This window comes from Spirosoma endbachense, from assembly GCF_010233585.1.
Classification (GTDB): domain Bacteria; phylum Bacteroidota; class Bacteroidia; order Cytophagales; family Spirosomataceae; genus Spirosoma; species Spirosoma endbachense.
Genome location: NZ_CP045997.1, coordinates 6851847 through 6865010 on the forward strand (window position 1 = coordinate 6851847; position 13164 = coordinate 6865010).

Below are 13164 nucleotides of genomic sequence, written 5' to 3' on the forward strand. Positions count from 1 at the left end.
TCTATGATCAAAATCGGCATTATTAATGTCTCAGACCGGGCCAGCGCGGGTGTTTATGAAGATATTCCCGGTAAGGCTGTCGTTAAGCTATTGACCGAATGGCTGACCTCCGCCTGGGAGCCCGTTTACCGCGTTATCCCCGACGAACAGGATCAGTTAGAGGCAACGATGATCGAGCTGTCTGATGGGGAAGGATGTTGTCTAGTTGTCACAACTGGCGGAACAGGTCCTGCTCTCCGCGATGTAACACCAGAAGCTACCGAAGCCGTGTGCCAGAAGATGCTGCCAGGGTTTGGCGAGTTGATGCGTCAGGAAAGCCTCAAGTACGTTCCAACGGCGATCCTGTCCCGGCAAACGGCTGGCATTCGTAATCAAACGCTCCTGCTCAATTTACCAGGCAAACCCACGGCAATAGGCCAGTGTCTGTCGGTCGTTTTTCCGGCCATTCCGTATTGTATTGATCTGATTGGCGGCCCGTTCCTCACAACAGACGAGACGGTAATGAAAGTATTTCGCCCGAAGAGTTAAACTCTCAAGGTTTTACATTTTTTGACAAAACCCCTGATGAGGCTCTATAGAGCCTCATCAGGGGTTTTGTACTTTTAGTAGTTTTTCTCTACAATAAGTGTTATTTCATACGAATATTCCAAGAGTCTGGCACTATTGGTATAACTCGCACATTACTCTAGCTAATGTACTTTTTGCAGCCAGCAAAGTAAATGATATGATCTTGATAATAATGGAGGCCTTTCACTCAGAACCTTACCACCGCACGGCGGACCGTGGTTTGTTTGCTCAACAGTAGTAACCGTGGCACAGCTAGCAGCGAAAGACCTACTATGTAAAGCCAGTTCCTTTTCCTGTCAAAATCTGTTGACAGAACCTTAACGACGGTTAAATAGAAATGAATCCCAATTTTTAATACTTAATTTTAAATAATGACTATTTAATGCTACACAAATTTATAATTCTATCATATCTATTGAGCGTATTCGCAACTGATACGGAAAATCAGCTAGCCTTCTACTAAATTTATTAAGACAAATTCTAAATAACTCTTGCTTCCAAAGCAGTCATTCTCTTCCTTTGCATTCTATTTTTAACGAGTCTAAATAATAATAAGGCTCGATCAGGCGATCTGCAATCGTAGAAACCAGTAACTGATCTCCAGTTATAATATGGCCTCAATACGATACCAGCTAATATCAAGGCTTATTGCTCCCACTAGCTATGAAAAATAAATACAGCAACTGTTTCTTATTACTGAAACTCTTGATGTGGATAAGCATCTCTACCATACAGGCTCAGCAAACAGTTAATGGCACCATTGAGGGTACAGTCCTGCTAACTGATGGCGCTCCAGGAGCCTTTGCCACCATACGGGTCAATGGAATCAAAAAAGGTATAGCCGCAGATCGAAATGGGCATTTTATTCTTTCCAATCTGAAGCCGGGAAATCACGAATTACAGGTTTCGATGATCGGTTATGAATCGGTGCGACAAACAATTGAGGTAACGCATGACAAGCCTAGCCAATTTACAACCCACCTGAAAGCATCCAATACCCAACTTAACGAAGTAGTTGTAACAGGCCAGTATGAACCCCAATCGCTCAAAAAATCGGTTTATAATGTGCGTGTAATTGACAGTGAGCGCATTCGCTTGCGGGCCGCCGTAAACGTTATGGGCGTGCTGAACAACGAATTAGGCTTCCGCTTCTCGAATGATTTGACGCTGGGTACAACTGACGTTCAACTGATGGGCATGTCGGGCCGAAATGTAAAAATTCTGCTGGACGGTTTACCCATGGTCGACCGGGGCGATACCCGCGAAAGCCTTAACCAGATCGACATCAACAGTATTGAGCGCATCGAGATCGTAGAAGGCCCAATGTCTGTTTCTTATGGTTCAGATGCATTAGCGGGTGTCATCAATATTATCACCAAAAAACCAGGCACCGAACAGCTCGGCGTTAGCGCCCGAATTCAGGAAGAAACCGCTAATAAAGAATATAATCTACTGACCAATCAGGGACTTCATATTCAGAATGTGGGGGTTACGTGGCAAAAGAAAGGCTGGAATGGATCGGCGGGCGTTACCAATAACACCTTTGGTGGCTGGCAGGGCCAATCGCCGGGGCGGGCAAAAGATTGGCTACCTAAAGATCAGTTGTTCGGCCATGGGAAAGTTGGCTACCATACAGAAACGGTCAATATCTACTACCGGCTCGACGCCCTCAAGGAAGATCTGTTAAGCCAGGGAACTGAAAACGTAAACACGCATCAGGCCCGTGATCAGAAATACATTACCTATCGGTATGTGCATCAAATGCAGGGAGACTGGAAACTGAGCGAACGTTTACAACTCAACGGTCAGGCTTCTTATACCGATTACCAGCGTCGGACACAGACGACGATTCTGAACTTAACAACCGGGCAGCGTACCCTTTCGTTGGGCGAAGGCGAACAGGATCTATCAAAATTTGCCAGTCAAACCTACCGCGCTACGGCTTCCTATAAAATATCTTCGTCAATTTCGTTGCAGCCTGGCATCGATATTAATCTGGATGCCGCTTCCGGAGCGAGGATTTTGGGTTCGCCGACCATTAACGATTACGCCGTTTTCGTTTCATCAACCCTTAATCCAACTTCCCGCATCAGCATCCGTCCGGGTTTACGCTTCGTTAAAAACTCGGTCTACGACGCCCCACCGGCAATTCCTTCCCTTAACACCAAATTTGCGCTCACCAGCAATCTGGATCTGCGCTTAGCCTACGCCCGCGGGTTCCGCTCACCGGCTCTGCGTGAACTGTACTTTAATTTCTTCGATGCCAGCCACTCTATCCGTGGTAATCCAACTCTGAAAGCCGAAAATTCGAACAGTTTCAACGGATCGCTGGCCTGGCAGGTGAGTACTAAGTTCAAATCAACACTCGGCTTTTTCTACAATGATTTCAACAATCTGATCAGCTATGGAATCGACCCCAGCGATCCCAGAATTTCGATGAACATTAATATCGATAAATTCAAAACGACTGGTTTCACGCTGGAAAATGTGGTCGGCTGGAAAGATATACAGGCAACGGTGGGCTTTTCGTACATAGGACGGTACAATAACCTGTTGGCTACGCCCGATACGGTCACTTACGCAGGAGGGCGTTTAACATCGTTCATGTGGTCGCCGGAAGTAAACACGAACCTCACCTATACGCTGAAGAAAATTGACACCAAGTTCAGCATTTTCTATAAATATTCCGGGAAGAAACCAAGTTATCTGGCAACTGCCAATGCAGATGGCCAGGTGTCGGCAACCCTGACCGAAATCGCTCCATTTCATTGGGCTGACTTCACGATAACGAAAACCATTACGAAATACCTGACGCTCACGACCGGGGTTAAAAACCTGTTCAACATTACACGACTGGCGAATACATCGCCTGATACGGGCAGTGCTCATAGTTCAAGTGGCCCCGCGCCGGTTAGCTATGGCCGTTCCTACTTTATGGGGCTTAGTTTTCAGTGGTATAAACAGTAAGCGTAACCGACCTTCCTCTCAGCCAATTACTCGATAATAAACCTCAGTTTCCAAATAGTTCAAATCATATGAAAAGAGTCATTGTATACATGCTCGCTCTGGCAGTAAGTACATTAAATGCCTGTAAGGAGAGTGACCCACCATTACCTGATAATCTGGTGCAGTTTGAAAGTGCCGAACAAGGGCTGGATGCTGCCACGAAAGAAGCCACGATAAAACTCAAATTATCACGAGCTGTTGACGCAGCTACGGCTGTAACCGTTCAGGTTACACCGACCGGCATTGCTTATGGAACGCAGTTTACGACCACTCCCGCAGCCACCGGCAATACGCTTTCGCTGACGGTTCCGGCGGGCAGCAGCGAAGCTTCGTTTAAACTCACGAAAGCCGATAATCTGTTCCTTAGCGGTACGGAAACCATCGATTTTGCTATTTCATCCGCAGCCAGTCCGGTTTTGGTGGGTACAACCAAACAACTGAAGGTTAAATTCACCTCAATCGTTTCGACAGGCACGACTCTGACACTCGATGGTGGTACGGGCGGTTCCAGCGCTTTAAACGCTGTTTTCGCCGATTTGAGCAACAATGCCGCTACCTCTGTAAAACGCGCTTCCTGGGATTTGGGCTTCTATTCGGGCGCTGATTTCCGGGTTATTCTAAACAACTTGACGGGTGCCTCAGCTGCGGTACTGGCCAAGAATGATTTAACTCAGGTTACGGCGGCCGACACCGTTGGACTGGCACTGACACTGGGTTTTGATCCGGCCGGTCTGAAATTAATCGACGACGTATCGGGCGATATTACAAAAACAGTCATTCCGAGTATTTCGGCGACCGACACCGATAACAAGGTGTACATCATCAACCGGGGAACCGGTGGAGCGATACCTGCCAAAGGCTGGGTGAAAATTCGGGTAATACGGAACGGTACTACTGGTTATACGTTACAGTATGCCGGTATTAAAGAAACGACCTTCAAAACGGTTTCAATTCCCAAAGACAACGCGTATAATTTTAAATACGCATCATTCGATACGGGTGCTTTAGTGGATGTAGAACCAGCCAAAGCACGTTGGGATATTGAGTGGACTGGAGCTATCTACAAAACCAGTGACGGCACCAATGATATTCCCTATTACTTCTCCGATCAGGTGTATATCAACTTCCTCGGCGGTGTAACAGCAGCCGAAGTCCTGACCAGCACCGTTTCGTATGATGCCTATGGCGAAAGTAACATTGCCACAACGGCCTTCAAGAGCGATAAGCACGTTATTGGTGCCAACTGGCGGGCAACTACGGGCACAATTGGGGTGAAAACGGATCGGTTCTACGTCATTAAGGATGCCGCCGGAAACGTCTATAAACTCAAATTCGTCAGTTTCACCTCGCAGGATGGTGGCGAACGCGGTAAGCCCAAGTTTGAATTTAAGCTGGTTAAGCAAGCGTCGTAATGATGGCCTGGTCGTGCTGCCCGTGCTTATGGGCAGCACGACTTTTTACTGATAAAAGCAATGAAAAAACTGTCTGTTTTTACCCTATGGCTCGGTTTTCTTCTACTGGGCTTACTGGTGAGCAATCAACCAGCCTACGCAACCCGTTCGCCCAAGGATGAACCCATTCGCATTGTTTCGCTCGACGGCACTGTCAGCGAAATTCTTTGTGATCTGGGGCTTCAATCACACCTGATTGGTGTCGATGTTACCAGTACATACCCCGAATCGCTCCAGAAACTCCCCAAAGTTGGCCATAACCGGACTATTTCAGCCGAGGGAGTGATATCGCTGAAACCAACGCTCGTGCTAACCTCGCAAAATGCGGGTACAAAACCGGAAGTGATCGAGCAAATCAAATCGGCGGGCATTAAGGTCATCTCTTTTCAGCAGGAGTACAGCGTTGCGGGCACTAAAAAGCTCATTCAGGATGTAGCTAACACCTGTCAGGTTCCTTCACGGGCCAGGCCCCTGATCAAAAAGCTGGACGCTGACCTGGCCCAGGTCAAAAAGGCAATGACAAGCCCGAAGGTATTATTTATCTATGCCCGTGGCACGGGCACCATGATGGTATCGGGCCGGGGAACACAGGTCGACAAAATGATCGAGCTGGCTGGCGGTGTCAATGCTACGCCCAATTTCGAGAACTATAAACCACTTACAGCCGAAGCCCTCGTTGCAGCAAACCCTGATGTGATTCTGTTGTTCGATAGCGGTCTCGAAAGTCTCGGAGGTGCTGATGGTTTAGCCAAAGTACAGGGAGTTGCCCAAACGAATGCGGGCAAAAACGGTCGTATCATCACAATGGATGGACATTTACTGAGTGGCTTCTCTCCCCGTTTAGGAAAAGCGCTACAGGAGTTAGCCCAAAAAATAACCCAGAAGCCTAAAGCTTAAGCTGGATGGATACCGCAACTGCAACCCTTAATCCGCCATCGTCCAGTACGAACCACGCGCCAAAGTCGGCAATCAAAACGACGGTCAATCCGTGGTTAATGCCTGCTTTGGTGGCTACCTTGCTGATAACCCTTGTCGTGTCCGTAGGTATTGGTGCGCTCAGGATAACTCCTTATGAGATCGGATTAATTATAGCTAAATCATTGGGTTATTCCGTCGATGTCGACAGTACCAAAGAAGCTATTCTGCTGGCTATCCGGTTACCCAGAGTCTGTCTGGCGGTTCTGGTTGGTGCCGGTTTAGCGATATCAGGGGCTGCGATTCAGGGACTTTTCCGGAATCCGCTTGCCGATCCGGGTCTAATCGGAATTTCGTCGGGAGCGTCGTTAGCCGCGGTGATGATGATTGTTCTTGAGGTTAAGTTTTTCCAGACGCTCACGGGTGTGCTGGGCATCTATGCCTTATCGGTCGTTGCCTTTGTGGGTGCCTGTGCCACTGCATTTTTAGTGTATCGAATTGCCCGCATGGCCGGGAAAGATGTTATTACGACCATGCTGCTTACAGGTATTGCCATTAATGCCCTATCTGGAGCATTGACTGGTATCATGACCTATCTGGCCACCGATGAGCAGCTTCGTAACATAACGTTCTGGAGTCTGGGAAGCCTGGGAGGTGCCAGTTGGGCATCGGTGCTGGGAATTCTGCCCTTCACCATCGTTGCCCTGGTCGGTATTCCCCGATTAGCGAAATCCCTGAACCTGTTGTCGCTTGGCGAAAGTCAGGCCAGTATGCTCGGCGTTAACCTGAAAAGTATCAAGCGTCAGGTCATTATTTTCTCGACGATGGCCGTTGGCACGTCGGTGGCGGTTGCTGGCATTATTGGCTTCGTAGGTCTGGTCATTCCGCATCTGATTCGGATGGGAGCAGGTTCCGATCACCGTCGGGTGCTAACGGGTTCGGCTTTGGGTGGAGCCATTGTGCTGACACTCGCCGATTCGCTTGCCCGTACAATCGTAGCCCCGGCAGAACTTCCAATCGGCATTCTCACCGCTCTGATCGGCACACCTGTCTTTTTATGGATTTTATTTCGGGAACGACGCCGGGCGGGCGTATAAACTACTAGAACGATGCTCGAAGTCAGCCATCTATCCTACCAGATACGAAATCGAAAACTACTCGACGGTGTTTCGTTTCGGGCCAATCCGGGCGAATTACTGGCAATCGTCGGTGCTAATGGAGCGGGCAAGTCGACGCTGCTCAAATTGTGTACGCGCGAACTAAATGGTTCCAACGGTGAAATCCGGCTTCTGGGCAAAGGAATCAATACGTATTCTGACAAGGAGCTTTCGCTGTTCCGGGCCGTTCTCCCACAGCAGAATTCAGTCGTATTTCCTTTTTTAGTCAGCGAACTGGTTCTGATGGGCCGGTACCCACACTTCGATTTTCACCCGTCGGAGCATGATTATTTTGTTGCCGAAATGGCGCTCAAAAAAGTGGGTATGTGGGATTTTGCATCACGCGTTTTCACGACATTGTCGGGCGGAGAGCAACAGCGTGTGCAGTTAGCCCGCGTGCTCGCTCAAATCTGGGATGTGCCGAAAGGAATTTTATTTCTGGACGAGCCCACCACAGGTCTCGATCTGCTGCACCAGCACCAAATGCTGGAACTAGCTCGTGAATTTACCCAAAAAGGATTTTGCGCGGTTGTCATCTTACACGACCTAAATCTGGCGGCTCAATATGCGGATCAAATCGTTATGCTCCGGGCCGGGCAGGTCGAAGCAATAGGATCTCCCCGTTCTGTCATCACCGTTGATACGATTAAGCGTGTCTTCAATTTAAATGTGTGGCTCATTGAACATCCTGAGCTGGATTGTCCTCTGGTGATTCCACAGCAAAACCAATTTTCTGATCGTAACCGACCAAATCAAATCGCCAATACCTAATGATTACTACAAAAGGCCTTAAAGAACGATGGGATTCGTTTAAAGAAGAAAACCCAAAAACAAGAATCCGCGATGCGGCTAAACAGCTAGGCGTCAGTGAAGCTGATTTATTAGCTACCCAGCTTGGCGAAACCGTACAACGCCTGGAAGGTGATTTCCGGGAACTGCTCAAGGAAGTAAGAACACTGGGTTATGTCATGGCGTTGACGCGCAACGACAACATCGTTCACGAGCGCAAAGGCGTCTACGAAAAAGTATCCTTCAGGGATCAGACCGGTTTGGTACTTGGGCCCGACATTGACCTTCGCCTGTTTATGTCACACTGGCATTTCGGCTTTGCGGTTGATGAGAACAGCCGCAAGAGTCTTCAGTTTTTCGACCAGGATGGTCTGGCAGTACATAAAATTTACCTGACCGACCGATCCGACGAAGCCGCTTATGAAGCATTAGTCCAGAAATATATAGCCCTGGATCAGACAACACCGATCGTTACGGTGAGCTATCCGGAAAAAGAATCGGAAACGTCGGGAGAAGCCATTGATGTGGCAGCATTTCAGGAACAGTGGCTAGCCATGCAGGATACGCATGAATTTTTTGGTCTTCTCCGAAAACACAATCTGGGCCGGGAACAGGGAATTCGTCTGGCTCCAGAAGGTCACTCAGTGTCGATCTCAGTCGATCAACTCAAAAAAATAATCGAAACCGTTGCCGAACGCGACGTGCCGATCATGATTTTTGCCTCAAGTCCGGGATGTATCCAAATTCATACGGGGCTGGTTAAGAAACTGGTTAGTATGGGCCCCTGGTACAATGTGCTGGACCCTGAATTCAACATGCACCTGCGCGAAGATCAGATCAGCCGCATCTGGGTAACCCGTAAACCCACAAAAGATGGTATTGTGACAGGTCTTGATCTGTTCGATAAAGACGGGAATAGCATTGCTCTGATGTTTGGCAAACGCAAGCCCGGCATTCCTGAAATGAAAGAATGGCAGGATGTCGTCAACGAAGTCATTGCTGCTTAACGCAACGTTTTGATTTTTTCCTCAGCATAGCTCATCCCGAATTTCTGTATTCCAAGATGGAGACAGGGTTCGGGATGATTCATGTTCGTTAGTTTAGTCAAATCGCCAGACCTGTCTGTGCCTCAAAAAAGTGGCATTTGTCAAGGTTAACGAATAGATCGACCTGCTGACCAAAAAGAGCAAGATACCCTGCCGCTAAACGAGCAATTAACTGACCATCATCAAGCAGGCAATAGACTAATGTTTCGTTGCCCATGTTTTCAATAGCCTCAATCGTTACGGGTTGCTTATGAACATTTTGGGCAAAAACAGGCTGGTTACTAATGTGTTCAGCCCGGATACCGAGCGTAATCGGTTGGCCTTTATACGGTAGTAGCCGATCAGCCTTAGGCACGTTTGCCAGTTCAATTTGTACTTGCCCTCCCGTACTGATAAAGCGAAAGGTTGAGTCTTCGCTAATGTGGCCCGGTATGAAATTCATGGGGGGCGAGCCAATAAACCCAGCCACAAACTGGGTAGTAGGACGATCGTATAAATTAATCGGCGTATCCTGCTGCACTACATCCCCGTCGCGTAAGACGACAATCCGGTCGCCGAGTGTCATGGCTTCTACTTGATCGTGCGTCACGTAAATGATCGTCGCGTTCAGTTCACGGTGAAGCTTTTGCAACTCGATTCGTGTTTGCCCCCGAAGTTTAGCGTCCAGATTGCTTAGGGGTTCATCGAACAAAAACACTTTTGGATTGCGGACAATAGCCCGTCCAATGGCAACGCGCTGGCGCTGTCCCCCCGACATGTCTTTGGGTTTGCGATCGAGTAAAGCTTCTATCTCCAGCATTCTGGCCGCCCGATCGACTCGTTGGCGGATTTCGTTTTTTGGCAGACCCGCCAGTTTTAACCCGAAAGCCATATTTTCAAATACGGTCATGTGCGGATAGAGCGCATAGTTTTGAAACACCATAGCAATGTTACGATCTTTAGGAGGCACATCGTTAACGCGCTGTCCATCAATCAACAAATCACCCTCAGAAATTTCCTCTAAACCCGCAATCATACGCAACAGGGTCGATTTGCCACAGCCCGATGGGCCAACCAATACCAGAAACTCGCGGTCTTTCACCGTGATGTTTACATCCCGAATAACACGAGGGCCTTTCTCGTAGGATTTGGCCACATGCACCAATTTAACTTCTGCCATACTCAATGGTATTTGTTTGCCTGGGCGATAGCATCCGGGTAGTTCTCAAGCCGTTGAAAAGTCAGCAGCGATTCAATCGTCGATTCGGCTCCAGAATTTTTATTGATCCGTGTTTCTGATGTGATTCCGTCGAAGCCCAGCCCCGTCGCTTTATCGTACATGATAGCTCTGGCGGGATTGTTGCCCCAGAACCACCCCGCCAATTGTCCGGCCAGCTTGACATAGCTAGTGTCTTTCGTCTGGTCATATAATTCAAGCGTGGCCCAGACCATGGGTCTGACACCGTAGGCAATCTGCGAAAAACGCGATTTTTTATCGAACGATACGCTCGTGCCCTGTTGGCTACTATCAAACGACTCCAGAAAACCTTCTTTGAGCAGATAGGGGTAAAAATTATCGACTTCCCGCCTGGCAACGGCCGTCCAGTCAGGCCGATTCAGTGCTTTCCCTGCTCGTAGCAACGCATAGGATTGATCACTGCCGTATGCATGCCACCTATTCTCAAAACTCATAATGGCTCCGTAAGGTACTTGGCCAGCTGTACCGAATTGCATTTGAACAATGCCGTCACCTAATGTGCCAATCAGCTTCAGCACCTGACCATCAGGTGTTTGTTGATAATAATTCAGTAAACCAAGCATCATAATAGCGGCCTGGTCGGTACCGGAACCGTAAGGCAACCAGGTTGGAATTTTCAGACCCTTAACAAACTGGTAGGCTTGTGGTTTGCTGCCAAAATCCCGAATCATGTTGGCAACGAGTCGCTTGCTGGCCGTTTGTAGTCGTACGGCAAAAACAGGGTCAGCCGTTTTGTAGTATGGATAAGCTTCGGTCAGGCTCCAAAGCGCTCGCCATGACCACCAATTCGGCTGGTTGATGCTTGTGCTACCCGCCTTGTTTATCGACAGATTACCAAAAATAAAATTGTAGAAATAGCCATTTTCGGACTGTAGTTGCAGCACGAATTCGGTTAGTTTACGCAGTTTGTCCTGTTTGCTGGTGTTGGTGGTCAGATCGGGTTCATGCACTAAAAACAGCACGGTTCGGGCAATATCATCAACGCAGGCGGCCCCTTCGTCGTCGTCGGCAACCCATTTATAGTCAGGATATTCGCTATAAATATTGATCAAACCAACGGCTGCACCATTGAGCTTCACGGTCTGATACAAGTGGTCAAGATGAGTGGTATTGACCAGTCGGGCACTATCCGGACCAGACTGAACAAATCGGGTTTTATGGCCAGGAACGACCAGCGACGGTAGCTGAAACAGGAAAAGACAGACGAAACAACAATAGATCTTCATACCGATGGAACGGTTTACGTAGTACGCAAATCATAAGCGTGGTTAATCTTTCAGGCCGGATGAAGCCATACTTCGAATGAAATGTTTTTGAAAAAATAGATAAACAATGAGAATGGGTAAGGCAAGCATCACAGCTGCGGCAAGCTTAACGCCTAATTGAGCATCGGCTCGCCCCCCAACCGAAAATAAGGTTACCATTTGAGGCATGGTCATCGTCGACTCGTCACGAATAACGATCAATGGCCAAAGCGCTTCGTTCCATAAGCCCATGAATGTTAAAATGATAACTGTCAATACGGTCGGTATGATATTGGGCAGGAGAATTTGAAAGATGATGCGCAACTCACCACAGCCATCAATTCGGGCAGCATCAATCAGCGCCTGGGGTAGTCCCGCAAATGCTTGCCGGAACAGCAGTACGGCCAGTGAGTTCATAACGAATGGCACAATCAGCGCAAAATAGGTATCGACCCAGCCCAGTTTCACCATTGTGATGTAATTAGGAATAAGCGTAATCTGAAAAGGCAGCGTCATCGTAAAAATGAGGAGATAAAAAATCAGGTTACGACCCCGAAAACGCAACCGAGCCAGGGCGTAACCGACCATAGCGCCCAAAATCAGCACCAGACCTGTTGTTACAAGCGCTACCAGCAAACTATTGATGAAGGCGTGCCCCAGCGGTATTCGTTCAAAAACGGTAGTATAGTTACGAAGGGTCAGGTCAACAGGTAACAATGTTAGCGACCCAATACCCAGCTCCGATGACAACGATGCGCTGATCATCCAGATAAATGGGTATATAAAGGATAAGGCGGCCAGTATGAGCAGCGTGTATTGGAGTAGTTTCATCATTTTTAATGAGTGAATGGTGAAAGAGCATACATGAATGTGCCAGCCACTCATTCACCCTTTCACTCTTTACATTTCCCGTTCGACGTATCGTTTTTGAATGGCAACTACTCCCAGAATGATCAGGGCAAAAAAGAACCCTAATGTGGCGGAGTAGCCCATGTGATAATATTGAAATGCCTGTTTATAGATGTACATAACCGCCGACAGCGTACTATTCAGTGGGCCCCCTTCGGTCATAATATAGGGCTCGATGAAGAGCGAAAAACCACCGATAGTTGACAGCACAACCACCATAAATATGGTTGGATTGATCATCGGCAGGGTGATATAGCGAAATTTCTGCCAGTGGGTTGCACCTTCCATATCGGCGGCTTCATAATATTGTACCGGCACGGTTTGGAGACCTACCAGAAACAGAATCACATAAAGCCCGACATTTTTCCAGGTGGCCATCAGCGCAATGGCATACATGGCAATGGCAGGCTCCTCAAGCCAGGCAACTTTCGGAAAAGACAAGGCCGACAAAGCTCGATTCAGAATACCCGCATTGAAACCCAATAACTGTTGCCATAAAATCGTAACGACCACCCCCGACACAATGACGGGTAGAAAAAAAGCGCCCCGAAAAAAAGCCTGCCCTCTAATTTTCTGGTTGAGAAACTCCGCCAGCGTTAGTGCTACCACTAGTTGCAGGGGAATATGGATCACCAAAAACCGAAGCGTATTGTAAATCGCCTGCCAGAAAAGCCGGTCGTTGAACAGCCGAACATAGTTGTCGACCCCAACAAACTTCATTGGCGAGATAATATTCCAGCTATGAAATGTCAGCACTACCGAAAACACAACCGGAAACGATACGAACACGCAGAAGTACAGAATGTAGGGCGAAACCAGCCAGTAGGGAATGAGTTTTTTCAT

The 13164-nt window shown here is 48.1% G+C and carries 11 protein-coding genes; 7 read left to right on the top strand and 4 right to left on the bottom strand.

The window, feature by feature from the left end:
* The first annotated feature begins 3 nt into the window (after positions 1–3).
* The 7 genes from mog (at position 4) to GJR95_RS27990 (ending at position 8892) form a co-directional block, all read left to right on the top strand.
* Positions 4–528 (top strand): molybdopterin adenylyltransferase, encoded by a 525-nt coding sequence (gene mog, locus GJR95_RS27960; protein ID WP_162388993.1) that lies wholly within the window; start codon positions 4–6, stop codon positions 526–528.
* A gap of 702 nt (positions 529–1230) precedes the next feature.
* Positions 1231–3534 carry a TonB-dependent receptor gene (locus GJR95_RS27965; protein ID WP_162388994.1) on the top strand — a complete coding sequence of 768 codons (2304 nt, stop codon included), beginning with the start codon at positions 1231–1233 and terminating at the stop codon, positions 3532–3534.
* A 68-nt stretch (positions 3535–3602) separates the two neighbouring features.
* The gene (locus GJR95_RS27970; protein ID WP_162388995.1) at positions 3603–4985 is read left to right on the top strand and encodes an HmuY family protein; all 1383 of its coding nucleotides are present in this window, start codon (positions 3603–3605) and stop codon (positions 4983–4985) included.
* Positions 4986–5045: 60 nt separating this feature from the next.
* Positions 5046–5921: a heme/hemin ABC transporter substrate-binding protein gene (locus tag GJR95_RS27975; RefSeq protein WP_162388996.1), complete on the top strand. Its 876-nt coding sequence runs from the start codon at positions 5046–5048 to the stop codon at positions 5919–5921.
* Between the two features lie 5 nt (positions 5922–5926).
* A complete protein-coding gene (locus GJR95_RS27980) occupies positions 5927–7036 on the top strand; it encodes a FecCD family ABC transporter permease (protein ID WP_162388997.1) in 1110 nt (369 codons plus the stop codon).
* 12 nt (positions 7037–7048) lie between these two features.
* Positions 7049–7867, top strand: a complete 819-nt coding sequence (locus tag GJR95_RS27985; protein ID WP_162388998.1) for a heme ABC transporter ATP-binding protein — start codon at positions 7049–7051, stop codon at positions 7865–7867.
* The gene (locus GJR95_RS27990) at positions 7867–8892 is read left to right on the top strand and encodes a hemin-degrading factor (RefSeq protein ID WP_162388999.1); all 1026 of its coding nucleotides are present in this window, start codon (positions 7867–7869) and stop codon (positions 8890–8892) included. The genes GJR95_RS27985 and GJR95_RS27990 overlap by 1 nt, the downstream gene beginning before the upstream one ends.
* A gap of 97 nt (positions 8893–8989) precedes the next feature.
* On the opposite strand, the gene GJR95_RS27995 is transcribed toward GJR95_RS27990, so the two are convergent.
* From GJR95_RS27995 to GJR95_RS28010, 4 genes are all read right to left on the bottom strand, one after another.
* Entirely contained in the window at positions 8990–10090 is a 1101-nt protein-coding gene (locus tag GJR95_RS27995) for an ABC transporter ATP-binding protein (protein ID WP_162389000.1), read from the bottom strand.
* Between the two features lie 2 nt (positions 10091–10092).
* Positions 10093–11394, bottom strand: coding sequence for a hypothetical protein (locus GJR95_RS28000; RefSeq protein ID WP_162389001.1), 1302 nt, complete (start codon positions 11392–11394; stop codon positions 10093–10095).
* A 42-nt stretch (positions 11395–11436) separates the two neighbouring features.
* Positions 11437–12246, bottom strand: a complete 810-nt coding sequence (locus GJR95_RS28005; protein WP_162389002.1) for a carbohydrate ABC transporter permease — start codon at positions 12244–12246, stop codon at positions 11437–11439.
* Between the two features lie 66 nt (positions 12247–12312).
* Positions 12313–13164 (bottom strand): carbohydrate ABC transporter permease, encoded by an 852-nt coding sequence (locus tag GJR95_RS28010; RefSeq protein WP_162389003.1) that lies wholly within the window; start codon positions 13162–13164, stop codon positions 12313–12315.